This window comes from Pseudomonas sp. D8002, assembly GCF_013385695.1.
Lineage (GTDB): Bacteria > Pseudomonadota > Gammaproteobacteria > Pseudomonadales > Pseudomonadaceae > Aquipseudomonas.
Window position 1 is genome coordinate 25,013 of record NZ_JACAPM010000004.1, and the last position, 13,616, is coordinate 38,628.

The 13,616-nt window shown below is 61.7% G+C and carries 16 protein-coding genes and 1 pseudogene; 3 read left to right on the forward strand and 14 right to left on the reverse strand.

Going from position 1 to position 13,616, the window contains the following annotated elements; all coding sequences use genetic code 11:
• Window positions 1-21: 21 nt before the first annotated feature.
• The 11 genes and pseudogenes from HX807_RS31885 to ubiE form a co-directional block, all read right to left on the reverse strand.
• Window positions 22-894, reverse strand: coding sequence for a methyl-accepting chemotaxis protein (locus HX807_RS31885; protein WP_371103578.1), 873 nt, complete (start codon window positions 892-894; stop codon window positions 22-24).
• Window positions 880-1,938, reverse strand: a pseudogene (locus HX807_RS31890) (methyl-accepting chemotaxis protein); the annotation flags it as partial. The gene HX807_RS31885 and the pseudogene HX807_RS31890, both read right to left, overlap by 15 nt.
• 178 nt (window positions 1,939-2,116) lie before the next feature.
• On the reverse strand, window positions 2,117-2,824 hold the full coding sequence (locus HX807_RS01495) for a 16S rRNA (uracil(1498)-N(3))-methyltransferase (protein WP_003209293.1): 708 nt from the start codon (window positions 2,822-2,824) through the stop codon (window positions 2,117-2,119).
• Window positions 2,821-3,612, reverse strand: coding sequence for a twin-arginine translocase subunit TatC (gene tatC / locus HX807_RS01500; RefSeq protein WP_003209295.1), 792 nt, complete (start codon window positions 3,610-3,612; stop codon window positions 2,821-2,823). Before tatC ends, HX807_RS01495 begins: the two co-directional genes overlap by 4 nt.
• On the reverse strand, window positions 3,609-4,055 hold the full coding sequence (gene tatB / locus HX807_RS01505; RefSeq protein ID WP_003209296.1) for a Sec-independent protein translocase protein TatB: 447 nt from the start codon (window positions 4,053-4,055) through the stop codon (window positions 3,609-3,611). Before tatB ends, tatC begins: the two co-directional genes overlap by 4 nt.
• A gap of 10 nt (window positions 4,056-4,065) precedes the next feature.
• Complete coding sequence (locus HX807_RS01510; RefSeq protein WP_177049086.1) at window positions 4,066-4,344, reverse strand: twin-arginine translocase TatA/TatE family subunit; 279 nt, start codon at window positions 4,342-4,344, stop codon at window positions 4,066-4,068.
• Between the two features lie 25 nt (window positions 4,345-4,369).
• A complete protein-coding gene (locus tag HX807_RS01515) occupies window positions 4,370-4,702 on the reverse strand; it encodes a phosphoribosyl-ATP diphosphatase (protein ID WP_008439273.1) in 333 nt (110 codons plus the stop codon).
• 2 nt (window positions 4,703-4,704) lie between these two features.
• Window positions 4,705-5,097, reverse strand: coding sequence for a phosphoribosyl-AMP cyclohydrolase (gene hisI / locus HX807_RS01520; RefSeq protein ID WP_177049087.1), 393 nt, complete (start codon window positions 5,095-5,097; stop codon window positions 4,705-4,707).
• Window positions 5,098-5,138: 41 nt separating this feature from the next.
• Complete coding sequence (gene ubiB / locus HX807_RS01525; RefSeq protein WP_003209302.1) at window positions 5,139-6,743, reverse strand: ubiquinone biosynthesis regulatory protein kinase UbiB; 1,605 nt, start codon at window positions 6,741-6,743, stop codon at window positions 5,139-5,141.
• Window positions 6,740-7,363, reverse strand: coding sequence for an SCP2 domain-containing protein (locus HX807_RS01530; protein ID WP_003209304.1), 624 nt, complete (start codon window positions 7,361-7,363; stop codon window positions 6,740-6,742). The genes ubiB and HX807_RS01530 overlap by 4 nt, the downstream gene beginning before the upstream one ends.
• A complete protein-coding gene (gene ubiE / locus HX807_RS01535) occupies window positions 7,363-8,133 on the reverse strand; it encodes a bifunctional demethylmenaquinone methyltransferase/2-methoxy-6-polyprenyl-1,4-benzoquinol methylase UbiE (RefSeq protein WP_003209306.1) in 771 nt (256 codons plus the stop codon). Before ubiE ends, HX807_RS01530 begins: the two co-directional genes overlap by 1 nt.
• 143 nt (window positions 8,134-8,276) lie before the next feature.
• Here ubiE and HX807_RS01540 point away from each other — a divergent pair, with 143 nt between their 5' ends.
• The 3 genes from HX807_RS01540 to HX807_RS01550 all read left to right on the forward strand — a co-directional run bounded on the left by HX807_RS01540 (window position 8,277) and on the right by HX807_RS01550 (window position 10,115).
• Window positions 8,277-8,552, forward strand: coding sequence for a polyhydroxyalkanoic acid system family protein (locus HX807_RS01540; protein ID WP_008439272.1), 276 nt, complete (start codon window positions 8,277-8,279; stop codon window positions 8,550-8,552).
• A gap of 105 nt (window positions 8,553-8,657) precedes the next feature.
• Window positions 8,658-9,080: a phasin family protein gene (locus HX807_RS01545; protein WP_102605850.1), complete on the forward strand. Its 423-nt coding sequence runs from the start codon at window positions 8,658-8,660 to the stop codon at window positions 9,078-9,080.
• A 12-nt stretch (window positions 9,081-9,092) separates the two neighbouring features.
• Entirely contained in the window at window positions 9,093-10,115 is a 1,023-nt protein-coding gene (locus tag HX807_RS01550) for a phasin family protein (protein ID WP_134325604.1), read from the forward strand.
• A gap of 171 nt (window positions 10,116-10,286) precedes the next feature.
• Here the strand turns inward: HX807_RS01550 and HX807_RS01555 are convergent, their stop codons facing one another.
• From HX807_RS01555 to phaZ, 3 genes are all read right to left on the reverse strand, one after another.
• On the reverse strand, window positions 10,287-10,907 hold the full coding sequence (locus HX807_RS01555; protein ID WP_008439270.1) for a TetR/AcrR family transcriptional regulator: 621 nt from the start codon (window positions 10,905-10,907) through the stop codon (window positions 10,287-10,289).
• Window positions 10,908-10,934: 27 nt separating this feature from the next.
• Window positions 10,935-12,617 (reverse strand): class II poly(R)-hydroxyalkanoic acid synthase, encoded by a 1,683-nt coding sequence (gene phaC / locus HX807_RS01560; RefSeq protein WP_003209314.1) that lies wholly within the window; start codon window positions 12,615-12,617, stop codon window positions 10,935-10,937.
• 101 nt (window positions 12,618-12,718) lie between these two features.
• Complete coding sequence (gene phaZ, locus HX807_RS01565; RefSeq protein ID WP_003209316.1) at window positions 12,719-13,564, reverse strand: poly(3-hydroxyalkanoate) depolymerase; 846 nt, start codon at window positions 13,562-13,564, stop codon at window positions 12,719-12,721.
• Between the last annotated feature and the right edge of the window lie 52 nt (window positions 13,565-13,616).

The window sequence follows — 13,616 nt, forward strand, 5'->3', positions numbered from 1 at the left end:
CTGATGGCCGCCGCAAGCGGGTCAGACCTTGAAGCGACCTACCAGGCTTTGCAGGTAAACCCCCAGGCGCGCCAGCTCGGCACTGGAAGCCGCGGTTTCTTCGCTGGCCGCCGAGGTTTGTTCGGAAACATCCCGCACGTTGAGCACGCTGCGGTTGATCTCTTCGGCCACGGCGCTTTGCTGCTCGGCGGCGGTGGCGATCTGCTGGTTCATCGCCTGGATCGCCGAGACGGTACGGGTGATGTTCTCCAGGGCATTGCCGGCCCGACGGGTCAGCTCGACGCTGCTGTCGGTCAGGCCGCGACTGTTGTCCATGATGGTTGCTACCTGCTGGGTGCCGCTTTGCAGGCCGACGATCAACTCTTCGATTTCCTCGGTGGACTTCTGCGTCCGCTGGGCCAGGCTGCGCACTTCATCGGCAACCACCGCAAAACCGCGTCCGGCCTCACCGGCGCGCGCCGCTTCAATCGCTGCGTTAAGGGCCAGCAGGTTGGTTTGCTGGGCCACCGACTTGATGACGTCCAGCACACTGCCGATCTTGTCGCTCTCACGCTTGAGATGGCCCATGGCTTCGGTGGAGTTGCCCACCTCGCTGGCCAGGCGCTCGATCTGGGCGATGGCCTCGCCGACCACCTTGTCGCCTTCACGGGCCTGTTGGTCGGCGGCTACGGCGGCTTCCGAGGCTTCTTCAGCGTTACGGGCGACTTCCTGCACGGTAGCGGCCATTTCGTTCATGGCGGTGGCCACCTGGTCGGTCTCGACCTTCTGGCTGTTGACCCCGGCGCTGGTCTGCTCGGTAACGGCCGATAGCTGCTCGGCGGCACTGGCGATCTGGGTGACGCCGTCGCTGATACCGCCAATCAGCTCCCGCAGGCCCACGGTCATGCTTTGCATCGACCGTTGCAGCTGCCCCAGTTCATCCTGGCGCCGGGAGATCAGGTTGTGGCTCAGGTCGCCGGACGCCACGCGTTCGGCGACTTTGAGGGTCTGGTTCAATGGAATCACGATCTGCCGGGTAATGGCCCAGGCGGCGAGTACACCAAACGCCAGCGCGAGGGCGGTGGCCAGTAACAGCAGGTTCTTGGCGTGGGCGGCATCGGTATCACGCACCACGGTTTGCGAAGTGGTGAGTTTGTTACTGCGGTCGAGCAGGATATCGCCCTGCTCGCCCATGATTTTCATCGCGGCGGCACTGGCCACCTGGGAGTCGCGGTACTGGCTCACGGCGGCGCGGTAGGCCTGCAGCGAGACGCTGGCCTCTTGCAGGTTGGCCCGGTATTGCTCGGGCAACTGATCGTTGAGGTCGGTGATTTTCTTCAGGGCGTTGTCGATGGCATCCAGCGCCGGCTGTTCGGCCTCGACCTTGCCGCTGTAGGTGTAGCCGCGCACCTGGAAGCGCGCTTGCTGGATCAGTTTGCTCAGGTCGACCACGCTGTTGAACAGGGTGACGCTGTCGCCTTGCAGCAGGGATTTTTCCACTTCGTTGATTTTTGCGACGGCGTTGTCGGCGGTATCGCCCAGTTTGCTGCGGGCGCCTTCACGCTTGAGGCCGGCCTGCACCATGGCGCCGAAGGCTTTTTTGTATTGGCCCAAGGCATCCTGTTGCTGCTCTACCACGAGCTTGTCGTCGGGTTGCTCGATCAGGTCTGCGGCGGTTTTCAGGCCACTGTCCAGCTGGGTGATCAGGTCGTTGACCGCGCTGGTGCCTTGTTCGCCACGGCGCATTTCGAAGTCCAGTCGCGCCAGGCGCAGGTCCTTGGTCAGCCCGTTGAGGCTGGAGATGTAGCCCAGCTTGTCGCCACGGCTGATCACGCCGCTGAGGCCGGTCCAGCCGGTGAAGGTGATCAATAGGGTCAGGACCAATACCAGGCCGAAGCCTATGCTCAGCTTGCGGTTGACGCTGACATTCCCCAGTTTCTCGGCTAACCAACGATACATGCTGCGAACTCCCCTGGAACAAGGCTTGGACTTATTCAGAGCGTATCGGCAGATTCGGATGTTTCTGTAGGAGCGAGCTTGCTCGCGAAGGTCGTCAACGATAACGCGGGCATTCTGAGTGAGCGCGGTGTCCTTGAGTTTTTCGCGAGCAAGCTCGCTCCTACAGGAGAGGGCGGTGTTAGAAAAGGCGGGCGAGCAATGCGGTGACGGCGGTTTCGACTCTCAGGATGCGCGCGCCGAGTTGCACCGGCTGCAATCCGGCCTTGGCCAGCAGGTCCACCTCGTAGGGAATCCAGCCGCCTTCCGGCCCGATGGCCAGGGTGACCGGCTCATCCAGCCCGCGAGGGCAGGGCGGATAGTCGCCAGGGTGACCAATCAGGCCGAGGGTGCCTTGCGCCATGGCGGGCAGGCGGTCTTCGACGAATGGCTTGAAGCGCTTTTCGATCACGATCTCGGGCAGCACTGTGTCCCGGGCCTGTTCCAGGCCGAGGATCAATTGCTCGCGAATCGCTTCCGGCTCCAGGAACGGCGTCTGCCAGAAGCTCTTTTCCACGCGATAGCTGTTCACCAGCACCACCCGCGGCACGCCCATGGACGCCACGGTTTGCAGCACCCGGCGGAGCATTTTCGGGCGGGGCAGGGCCAGCAGCAGGGTCAGGGGCAGTTTGGCCGGCGGCGGCTGGTCGAAGGTCACTTCCAACTCGGCTTCCCGGGCTTCCAGGCGCAGCAACTGCGCGTTGCCCATCAAGCCGCCAATCCGTCCGACCCGCAGGCTGTCGCCTACGGCGGCACGGTGGACTTCCTGCATATGCACCAGGCGCCGATCACGCAGCACCACCCGGTCGGCCGCGATAAAGTCGGCCTCCTCAAGCAGCAGCAGGTTCACGGCTGGGTCGCTGGCGGCTGGTCGTCGTCGGCGGGTTGGTCATCGGGGTGATCGCCACGCTTGCTCACCAGGCTGCCAAACAGGATGCCAATCTCGAACAGCATCCACATCGGTACGGCCAGCAGGGTCTGGGAGAAGATGTCCGGCGGGGTCAGGATCATGCCGACCACGAAGCAGCCGATGATCACGTACGGGCGGATCTTCTTCAGGTATTTGACGTCGACCACGCCGATCCACACCAGCAGCACCACGGCCACCGGGATTTCGAACGCCACGCCGAAGGCGAAGAACAGCGTCATCACGAAGTCGAGGTAGCTGGTGATGTCGGTCATCATCTCTACGCCGGCCGGGGTGGCGGCGGCGAAGAACTTGAAGATCAGCGGGAACACCAGGAAGTAGGCAAAAGCCATCCCGGTATAGAACAGCAGGATGCTCGACACCAGCAGCGGCACGGCGATGCGTTTTTCATGCTTGTACAGGCCCGGCGCGATAAAGCCCCAGATCTGATGCAGGATCACCGGGATCGCCAGGAACAGCGAAACCATCATCGTCAGCTTCAACGGCGTGAGGAACGGTGACGACACGTCGGTGGCGATCATCGTCGCGCCGGCCGGCAGGTAATTGCGCAGCGGCGTGGAGACGAAGGTGTAGATCTGCTGGGTGAAGGCAAACAGCCCGGCAAAGATGATGAAGATCGCCGCGACACAGCGCAGCAGGCGGGTGCGCAACTCGGTGAGGTGCGAGACCAGTGGCATGTGCTGGTCGGTTTCCGGTTTATCAGCGCTCATGGGGCTCGCGGCGGCAATGTAGGGTCGTGGGGCGCGGGCGACACGGCAGGTGTCGGCGCGGGTTCGGTCGGGGTCACGGGCGCAGTGGGCGCAGGCTCGACGGCGTGCACGGGTTCAGCGACCGGTGCAGGCGCGGGTGCGGCGGGCGGAGCAATCGAATGCTCGGCCACAGGCTCGACCGGCTTGGGCGTTTCCTGCACCGGCGAGAGAATCTTCCGTGCCTCCTGCTCCAACGACAGAATGTGTTCGTTGTGCAGTTGCCGGCGAATCTCGTCGGCGCCGATTTCCCGTTCAACTTCTTGTTTGATGGCGTTGAAACTGCGTTTCAGGCGCCCGATCCACAGGCCGGCCGTGCGCGCGGCACCGGGCAGGCGTTCCGGCCCCAGTACCAGCAGGGCCACGAGGCCGACGAGCAGCAGTTCAGAGAAGCTGATACCAAACATTATTCAGTACTCACGAGTCTTTTTGGTTCTGCTCTTTGACGTGCTCGGCCTGCACGTCGAAGGTGCGACGTTCAGTGATCGGCTGAGTGGCCTGCGGGTGTATAGGCTGCGCCGGTGGCACCGGATTGACGGCCGGGTCGGCAGGCTTTTCGTCGTCGTTCATGGCCTTGCGAAAGCCCTTGATCGATTCACCGACGTCGGTGCCGAGGTTTTTCAGTTTCTTGGTGCCGAACACCAGCACAACGACCACAAGAATGACGATCCAGTGTTTCCAGTCAAAAATGCCCATGCTGCAATTCCTCTGTAAAAGTTGGTCAGACGGACGGGCGCGAGGCCTTTTCGGCATGCCCGGACAAGCCGAAGCGACGGTCCAGTTCATCAAGCACTGCCTGTGGATGCTGCCCCAGTTGGGCGAGCATGACCAGACTGTGGAACCACAAGTCGGCAGTTTCGTAGATCACGTCGCTGCAGTCGCCGCTGATTTGCGCGTCCTTGGCCGCAATAATCGTCTCGACGGATTCTTCGCCGAGTTTTTCCAGGATCTTGTTCAGACCCTTGTGGTACAGGCTGGCGACGTAGGAGCTGTCGGCGTCCGCGCCTTTGCGGTCTTCCAGCACCTGGGCCACACGGTTGAGGGTATCGCTCATGTTCAGTGTCCTGGCGAATAGATAGCGTGCGGGTCTTTGAGCACGGGCTCGACGGTCTTCCACTCGCCGTTCTGGAACACGCGGTAGAAGCAGCTGTGACGGCCGGTGTGACAGGCGATATCGCCGATCTGCTCGACCTTGAGGATCACCACATCGGCATCGCAGTCGATGCGCATCTCATGCAGGGTTTGCACGTGCCCGGACTCTTCGCCCTTGCGCCACAGTTTGCCACGGGAACGTGACCAGTAGATGGCGCGGTTCTCTGCGGCGGTCAGGCTCAGGGCCTCGCGGTTCATCCAGGCCATCATCAGCACGCGCCCGGTCTTGTAGTCCTGGGCAATGGCCGGCACCAGGCCGTCACTGTCCCACTTGATCTCGTCCAGCCAGTCTTTCATTTTCGGCTCCGGCAATTTGCGACAGTGTATAACCGGATTGGCTATCGACGCACGATCAGATACACGCCCACCGCGACCATGATGCCGGCCGGCCAGTGGCCCAGTTCGTTCAGCGGCCCGCCGGCGGCCAGTATCGTACCGCCCACCAGGTGCGCGGCACCCAGCAGGCGCAGGAACCAGTCGTCCTTGCGCTTGTGCCACGGCGGTGCGGGGTCCTTGGCGTGGGGCTGGGACATGCGCTCCAGCAGGTCGCGGGTCATGTTGGCCAGGTGCGGCAGTTGCTCGACCTGGCTTTGCAGGTTGCCCAGCAGGGTTTTCGGGCTGATACGGTCCCGCATCCAGCGCTCGAGGAACGGCTGGGCGGTGTTCCACAGGTCGAGGTCCGGGTACAGCTGGCGGCCCAGGCCTTCGATGTTCAGCAGGGTCTTTTGCAACAGTACCAACTGCGGCTGCACTTCCATATTGAAGCGCCGCGCCGTCTGGAACAGACGCATCAGCACCTGACCGAAGGAAATATCCTTTAACGGTTTTTCAAAGATCGGCTCGCACACAGTGCGGATCGCCGCTTCGAATTCGTTGAGCTTGGTTTCGGCCGGCACCCAGCCCGAATCGATGTGCAACTGCGCCACGCGGCGGTAGTCACGCTTGAAGAAAGCGAACAGGTTGCGCGCCAGGTAATCCTGGTCTTCCGGGGTCAGGCTGCCGACGATGCCGCAGTCGATCGCAATGTACTGCGGGCTCCACGGGTTCACGGTGCTGACGAAAATGTTGCCGGGGTGCATGTCGGCGTGGAAGAAGCTGTCGCGGAACACCTGGGTGAAGAAAATTTCCACGCCGCGCTCGGCAAGCATCTTCATGTCGGTGCGCTGGTCGGCCAGGGTCGCCAGGTCGGTGACCTGCACGCCGTAGATGCGTTCCATCACCAGCACTTTCGGGCGGCACCAGTCCCAATAGACTTGCGGCACGTACAGCAGCTGCGAGCCTTCGAAGTTGCGCTTGAGCTGGCTGGCATTGGCCGCTTCGCGCAGCAGGTCGAGTTCGTCGTAGATGGTTTTTTCGTAGTCCAGCACCACGTCCACCGGGTGCAGCAGGCGTGCATCGGCAGAAAAGCGCTCGGCGGCGCGGGCAAGGATGAACAGCCACGCCAGGTCCTGGCCGATGATCGGCTTGAGGCCCGGGCGGATCACCTTCACCACCACTTCTTCGCCGCTTTTCAGTTGCGCGGCATGCACCTGGGCCACCGAGGCCGAGGCCAGCGGCGCGATGTCGAAGCGGCTGAAGACTTCGCTGATCTTCTTGCCCAGCTGTTCTTCAATCAGCGTGACTGCCAGTTGCGAGTCGAACGGTGGCACGCGGTCCTGCAACAGCATCAGCTCGTCGGCGATATCTTCGGGCAACAGGTCGCGGCGGGTGGAGAGGATCTGCCCGAACTTGATGAAGATCGGCCCCAGGTCCTGCAACGCCAGGCGCAGGCGCGCGCCACGGCTCAGCTCGAGGGTCTTGCGCGGGAACCAGCGCCACGGCAGCACATAGCGCACCGCCAGCAGGAACCACGGCAGCGGCAGGGCGAACAGCAGGTCATCGAGGCGGTAGCGGATTACGACGCGCTGGATACGAAACAAACGGCGGACGGCGAGCAGCTTCATGCGTTATCGCTTGAATCAAGGGAGCGGCTCAGGCGCTCGAAGCGCGCCTCAAGTCGTTCCAGGTCGAGTTTGGCCTGGTCGAGTTCGCGAAAGCGCGCTTCCGCTTCCCGTTGTCCGACCAGGGTGCGCGATTCTTCGCTCAGGTATTCGGCGAGGTTCTGGTTCAGGCTGGCGAAACCCTGCTGGTACCAGCGCGTACGGCTGCGCAGATGACCGCTGATCAGTTGGGTGGCCACCGGGCCGAGCCAACGTGACAGCTCGTATTCCCAGTCCAGTTCCAGGTCTTGCAGCACGGCGGCCAGGTCCATCAGCACCGCGCTGTCGCCTTCAAGTTCCACGTCCGGGCCGTGGAGGATCGCCGTCTTGTCCCGGCTCAGGGCCAGGCGCAGCAGGCTTGAGCCGGAAGCACGCAGGGTGCAGTCGGCGTCGGCGGCCCAGTGGGACGCCAGCAACAGGCCTTCATCGCTGGGCAGGATAAACAGCTGCAAGGCGGGGCTGGTGCAGTCGACGGCGATGATCCTGCCGTTCAGGTGCGCCAGCCGTGCCAGGGCGGTGCTGTCCAGGCGCAGTACACGGTTGAGGCCGTGTTCGACGCTGGCGAGAAGGCCTGCGAAGAGCATCAGGGCTTGATGCCGCGGTGCAGGGCGACGATGCCCGAGGTCATGTTGTGGTAGGTCACGCGGTCGAAACCGGCCTCTACCATCATCGACTTCAGGGTTTCCTGGTTCGGGTGCATGCGGATCGATTCGGCCAGGTAGCGGTAGCTTTCGGCGTCATTGGTGATCAGCTTGCCCATCAACGGCATGAAGGCGAACGAGTAGGTGTCGTAGACCTTGGACATCAGTGCGTTGGTCGGCTTGGAGAACTCCAGCACCAGCAGGCGACCGCCGGGCTTGAGTACGCGCAGCATCGAGCGCAGTGCGTCTTCCTTGTGGGTCACGTTACGCAGGCCGAAGGCGATGGTCACGCAGTCGAAGTGGTTGTCCGGGAACGGCAGCTTTTCAGCGTCGGCCTGGACGAACTCGATATTGCCCGCCACACCTTTGTCCAGCAGGCGATCACGACCGACCTTGAGCATCGAGCCGTTGATGTCGGCCAGTACCACCTGCCCGGTGGGGCCCACCAGCTTGGAGAACTTGGCGGCCAGGTCGCCCGTGCCGCCTGCGATATCCAGCACACGGTTGCCGGTGCGTACACCCGACAACTCAATGGTGAAGCGCTTCCACAGGCGGTGCATGCCGCCGGAGAGCACGTCGTTCATCAAGTCGTACTTGGCGGCGACCGAGTGGAACACCTCGGCGACTTTTTCCGCTTTCTGGCTTTCCGGGACGTTCTTGAAGCCGAAGTGAGTGGTGGGTTCGGCATCGCTGCCTTTGCGCTGATCAGTCATATCGCTGTCACCAAAAGAGAATGGGGGCATTCTAATCCCCAAGGCATGCTTTGTCTTGGCAAGGCTGAAGGTAAGATAGGTGGTCACCGAGACCTTTTGCCGCATGGCGGGTCGACAAGTCTCTATAACGAGGAGTCATTCAAATGGCCCGTATACAGGTTGAACGTGCCCACACACTGGGCAAAGACGCTGCCCGAGAAAAAGCCGACAAGTTGGCGAGCAAACTCAAGGAGCAATATGGCCTGGAGTCTTCCTGGGCCGGCGACACACTGAACCTCAAACGTTCGGGCGTTAAAGGCACCGTGAAAGTGGCGGAAGATTCCCTGCGGATTGAAGTCGAACTGGGCCTGTTGATGTCGGCCATGAGTGGCACCATCAAGTCCGAAATCGAGAAGGCACTGGATAAAGCCCTGGCCTGATTTGCGACCTTCTTAGGGTGCCGATTCTAATTTTTCTGCCTACTTTGTGCCCAAGCCCCCAACTTCTGTGGGCAGTTCCTCCCCCCTTTATGCGTGAGGTGCACCATGGCCAAAGTTATTTTGAAGAAAAAAATTGCTACCGGAACTAACGCCCTGACTGACGTTAAATCCTATGCCCGCAAGATCTGGCTGGCCGGTTTGGGGGCTTACGCCAAGGTCGGAAGCGAGGGCGCCGAGTACTTCAAAGAGCTGGTTAAGACTGGTCAACATGTTGAAACTAAAGGCAAAAAAGTTGTGATTGAACAACTTGATGCAGCCAACAGTCAGATTGATCAAGTCAAGAGCGAAGTCTTCGGCATCAAAGGTCGAGTCGAAGTGCAACTGGATAAAGTTGAAAGCGCTTTTGATAGTCGTGTTGGAAGTGCCTTGAATCGGATCGGCATTCCGTCTAAACATGACGTGGAGACACTCTCTGCTAAGCTCGATGAGCTGACGGCATTGCTCGAACGTGTCGCGCGTAAACACTAAGGAGACAACGGGATGGCTGGTAAAAAGACTACTGATAAAGAAGGCAGCTCGTGGATCGGGGAAGTTGAAAAATACTCCCGCAAGATCTGGCTGGCCGGTTTAGGCGTGTACTCGAAGGTGAGCAGTGACGGCGGTAAATACTTCGAGACTTTGGTTAAGGACGGCGAGAAGGCCGAGAAGTTGACCAAGAGCACAGTGGGTAAACAAGTCGATGCGGCAAAGGCTTCCGCCGGTTCTGCCAAATCACGTATCAGCGACAAGTGGGGCGAACTGGAAGGGGCTTTTGACAAGCGCCTGAACAGTGCCATTTCGCGACTGGGCGTACCTAGCCGTACTGAAGTGAAAGCGCTGCACAGCAAGGTCGATACCTTGACCAGGCAAATCGAAAAACTCACTGGCCTCAAAGCTGCGCCAGTAGCGGCTAAAACTGCAGCGGCTAAACCGGCTGCCAAGCCTGCGGCGAAAACTGCAGCGGCCAAGCCTGCTGCTAAAACCGCCGCTAAACCGCTGGTCAAGGCCGCCGCCAAACCGGCAGCCAAGCCAGCCGCCAAGGCGCCGGCCAAAGCTGCTGCAAAACCGGCTGCCAAGCCTGCGGCGAAAACCGCAGCGGCTAAACCGGCCGCCAAGCCTGCCGCTAAACCAGTGGCCGCTAAAGCAGCTGCAAAACCTGCGGCGAAACCTGCAGCCAAGCCGGCAGCAAAAGCAGCAGCCAAGCCAGCGGCGAAAACCGCTGCCGCCAAACCTGCTGCAGCGAAGCCTGCTGCCAAGCCAGCCGCTGCGAAACCTGCAGCCAAGCCGGTTGCTGCCAAACCCGCCGCCAAGCCTGCGGCTGCAAAACCTGCAGCGGCCAAGCCAGCTGCAAAACCGGCTGCGGCGAAGAAGCCGGCCGTAGCCAAAAAGCCAGCAGCGCCGAAGCCAGCGGTAGCGGCCAAGCCTGCAACTGCAGCGCCGGCGACCAACTCGGTCACGCCACCGACGCCTGCTGCTACCCCGACTGCAACGCCGGCAACCCCGACGCCTACCAGTCAGTCCTGATTTTTACGGGACACATAAAAACGCCCGGCCTGCGAAGGTCGGGCGTTTTTTATGGAGTCTACAGAACAACACAAATCCAATGTGGGAGCGGGCTTGCTCGCGAAAGCGGTGGATCAGTCACACATGTATTGACTGACACTCCGCTTTCGCGAGCAAGCCCGCTCCCACATTTTAGTCCGCGTCGTCCAGGTAGCGCAGCGCCAACCTCTCTGTCGCCAGCCTCGCCGGCATCAGCAGATGCGGGGCCACCAGCATCATGATCTGGTACACCACCACCCGTACCTCACCTGCTCGGTCGAGAATCCGCTGGTAGTCCAGGGAAAACAGCAAGGTCATGGTGATCTGTTCCACCAACTGCCCCAGCGCCTGGGTTTCACTGACCAGTTGCCCATCCGTCTTGAGGCGGGCCAGCAACGAGGCCAGCGTGCGCTTGAGCGCCGTCAGCAGGTTGCGGATGCCCTTGGCCAATTTCGGCAGGCGGCCCGCCAGGTTCGACAGGTCCTGGAACAGAAACCGATAGTGCGCCATGCGCTCCACGATCAGGTGCAGGAACAGCCAGTAATCCTCGGCCGCCAGTTGGGCGTCTTCCGGCGGATCGAGCAACGGCGCCAATTCGTTTTGAAAGCGCTCGAACAGCCCGAGCACCAACGGTTCCTTGCCATGGAAGTGGTAATAGAGATTGCCGGGGCTGATCCCCATTTCATTGGCCACCTCCATGGTCGACACGTTCGGCTCGCCCTTGTGGTTGAACAACTGCAAGGCACATTCAAGGATACGGTCGCGGGTCTTCATCCAGTCTTCTTAAAGTCGTCGTGGGGCTCAGCGGACTCGCACATAGGTGCCCGGCGCCGCTTCCATCGGTGGGTAATTCTGGTTGCCCAGGGCGGTCAGTGTTTCGCGCTGCACACCGGAGCGCTGCTGGATCCACGCCAGCCAGTTGGGCCACCAGCTGCCCTCGACATGATTGGCGTCGTAGTACCAGGCGCGCGGGTCGCTGCTCAGCTTGAGGTTCTCGACGTAGTTGGCCTTGGGGTTGCCCGGCGGGTTGAGGATGCTCTGGACATGCCCGCTGTTGGACAGAATGAAGCGCTTGTCGCCGCCCAGCAGCTGGGTGGAGCGGTACACCGCGTCCCACGGCGTGATGTGGTCGTTGATGCCGCCCACGCTGAAGCTGTCCACCGTCACCTTCTGCAAGTCGACAGGCGTGCCGCACACCTCCAGGCCGCCGGGATGGCTCAGCGGGTTGTGCTTGAAGAAGTCCAGCAAGTCGCCATGCAGCGCGGCGGGCAGGCGGGTGTTGTCGTTGTTCCAGTACAGGATGTCGAAGGCCGGCGGTTCCTTGCCCAGCAGGTAATTGTTGATCCAGTAGTTCCAGATCAGGTCGTTGGGACGCATCCAGGCGAATACCTTGGCCATGTCCCGGCCGTCGAGTACGCCTTGTTGGTAGGAGCGGCGCTTGGCGGCTTCCAGCGTCTGTTCGTCGGCGAACAGGGTGGCGGGGCTGTCGATCTGGCTGTCCAGCAGGCTCACCAGGTAGCTGGCGCTGGAGATGCGGCGCAGCTGGCGCTTGGCCTGCAGATGGCCTTGCAGCGCGGCGATGGTTAGGCCACCGGCGCAGGCGCCCATCAGGTTGACCTCACGGGCGCCGGTGATTGCGCGGGTTACGTTCAGCGCTTCTTCCAAAGCCGCGACGTAGGTGGACAAGCCCCATTCGCGGTGGCGTACATCCGGGTTGCGCCAGCTGACCATAAACACTTGCAGGCCATTTTTCAGAGCGAACTGGACGAAGCTGTTGTTCGGGCTCAGGTCGAAAATGTAGTACTTGTTGATTTGCGGCGGCACCACCAGCAGCGGCTTGGCGTACTGTTTTTCGCTCATGGGCTTGTACTGGATCAGCTCCAGCAGTTCATTGCGAAACACCACCGAACCGGGTGTGGTGGCCACCGTCTTGCCGACTTCAAAGGCCTGCTTGGTGACCTGGCGCGGCAAGCCGTTGTTGTGCAGCAGGTCGTCGAACAGGTTGCTGACGCCACGCACCACGCTGTTGCCGCCGGAGTTGAGCAGCTCCTTGATCGCCAGCGGGTTGAGCAGGGTGTTGGATGGCGACACCGCATCGTTGAGCAGGGCAAAGGCAAAGTGCGCCCGCGCCCGGTCGTCGGCGCTGAGGTTGCTGTCGTCGATCCAGTGGCGGGTCTGTTTTTGCCAGCTCAGGTAGGCTTGCAGGCTGCGCCGATAAAACGGGTTGAGCTGCCAGGTCGGGTCGGCGAAGCGGCTGTCCTTCGGGTTCGGCTCGTGCACCGTTTCCCCGAGCAGCACGCGGCCCAATTGCCCGCCCAACTTCAAGGCGTGACGGGCGGTGTGCACCGGGTTGCGCAAGCCGTGTGCGGCGACGCTGCGCAGGGTCGAGAGCAAATCCCGGCCGCGCAGGCCGGTGATCGCACTTTCAATATTGATGAACGCGGCGGGTGTGGGCACCGGGTTCGATACGGGTCTTTCTCGCATGCGCCAACACTCCTTCGTCAAGCCATCAACAAGCACGCCAATTCAGAACCATAGTCGGTTCTGGCCAAGTTGCGCGGCGCGGTCGTCCTGACCGCTGCCGTCTAAAGTGCGGGTTGCGGGTGAATCACCGCCCTCAGGCGTTCCTCCTGGAGAAACTTCATGATGATCGGCGCCACGGCCTCGGCCCGGGTAATCAGGAACAGATGGCCGTCGTCGATGATGTGCAGTTGGGCGTTGGGAATGCGCCAGGCCAGCATGCGCATGTTGATCAGCGGGATCAGCGGGTCGTCGTCGCCGGCCAGCACCAGGGTCGGCTGCTTGATCTTGTGCAGCCAGTGGATGCTGGTCCAGCCAAGCCCGGCGAACAGTTGCCAGTAGTAACCCAGCTTGCCCGCCGAACGCACTTTGCTCGCGTGTTCGGCGGCCAGTTTCGAATCCCGACGGAAGGAGCCGCCGTAGATCATCGGTGCAATGCGCACCACGTGGGACGGTTGGATATAACGCCGGGGGCTGGCCATCAGCCACAAGACCTTCGGCTTGCCCGGCACCATGAAGGCACCGGCGGCGGTGGCGGCCAGAATCAGCTTCTTGCAGCGTTCCGGATAGTCATAGGCGAACTGCTGCGCCAGCGCGCCGCCCCAGGAAACGCCCACCGCGTTGACCTGGCCATAGTCCAGGTAATCGAGCATGCGCGCGGTGAGTTTGGCCAGGCCGGGAAAGCGATAAGGCCGGCTGGGGGTCGACGAGCCGCCGACGCCTGGCACATCAAAGGCAATCACTTCCAGGTCCGGGTCCAGGGCCTGGACGAACGGAAACACCAGCTCAAGGTTGGCGCCGATGCCGTTGAAAATCAGCAGCGGCGTCAAGTGAGGCTTGCCCGGGCGTACCGCCGTGCGGATGGCTTGGCCATCCAGGTCGATGGTACGGAAGATGAACGGTTGCGGCATGGGCTTACCCTGCAAAATGGCGCGCTATTCCCTGTCGGAACTCGGTCAGTGT

What these genes read in the sequence shown, in the direction of transcription:
- HX807_RS01530 (WP_003209304.1), bottom strand. Translation starts at nt 7,363, where the DNA reads ATGCTCTTCGCAGGCCTTCTCGCCAGCGTCGAACACGGCCTCAACCGT.
- phaZ (WP_003209316.1), bottom strand. Translation starts at nt 13,564, where the DNA reads ATGCCGCAACCGTTCATCTTCCGTACCATCGACCTGGATGGCCAAGCC.
- ubiE (WP_003209306.1), bottom strand. Translation starts at nt 8,133, where the DNA reads ATGACTGATCAGCGCAAAGGCAGCGATGCCGAACCCACCACTCACTTC.
- ubiB (WP_003209302.1), bottom strand. Translation starts at nt 6,743, where the DNA reads ATGAAGCTGCTCGCCGTCCGCCGTTTGTTTCGTATCCAGCGCGTCGTA.
- HX807_RS01550 (WP_134325604.1), top strand. Translation starts at nt 9,093, where the DNA reads ATGGCTGGTAAAAAGACTACTGATAAAGAAGGCAGCTCGTGGATCGGG.
- HX807_RS01515 (WP_008439273.1), bottom strand. Translation starts at nt 4,702, where the DNA reads ATGAGCGATACCCTCAACCGTGTGGCCCAGGTGCTGGAAGACCGCAAA.
- HX807_RS01545 (WP_102605850.1), top strand. Translation starts at nt 8,658, where the DNA reads ATGGCCAAAGTTATTTTGAAGAAAAAAATTGCTACCGGAACTAACGCC.
- phaC (WP_003209314.1), bottom strand. Translation starts at nt 12,617, where the DNA reads ATGCGAGAAAGACCCGTATCGAACCCGGTGCCCACACCCGCCGCGTTC.
- tatB (WP_003209296.1), bottom strand. Translation starts at nt 4,055, where the DNA reads ATGTTTGGTATCAGCTTCTCTGAACTGCTGCTCGTCGGCCTCGTGGCC.
- HX807_RS01540 (WP_008439272.1), top strand. Translation starts at nt 8,277, where the DNA reads ATGGCCCGTATACAGGTTGAACGTGCCCACACACTGGGCAAAGACGCT.
- HX807_RS31885 (WP_371103578.1), bottom strand. Translation starts at nt 894, where the DNA reads ATGCAAAGCATGACCGTGGGCCTGCGGGAGCTGATTGGCGGTATCAGC.
- HX807_RS01510 (WP_177049086.1), bottom strand. Translation starts at nt 4,344, where the DNA reads ATGGGCATTTTTGACTGGAAACACTGGATCGTCATTCTTGTGGTCGTT.
- hisI (WP_177049087.1), bottom strand. Translation starts at nt 5,097, where the DNA reads ATGAAAGACTGGCTGGACGAGATCAAGTGGGACAGTGACGGCCTGGTG.
- tatC (WP_003209295.1), bottom strand. Translation starts at nt 3,612, where the DNA reads ATGAGCGCTGATAAACCGGAAACCGACCAGCACATGCCACTGGTCTCG.
- HX807_RS01555 (WP_008439270.1), bottom strand. Translation starts at nt 10,907, where the DNA reads ATGAAGACCCGCGACCGTATCCTTGAATGTGCCTTGCAGTTGTTCAAC.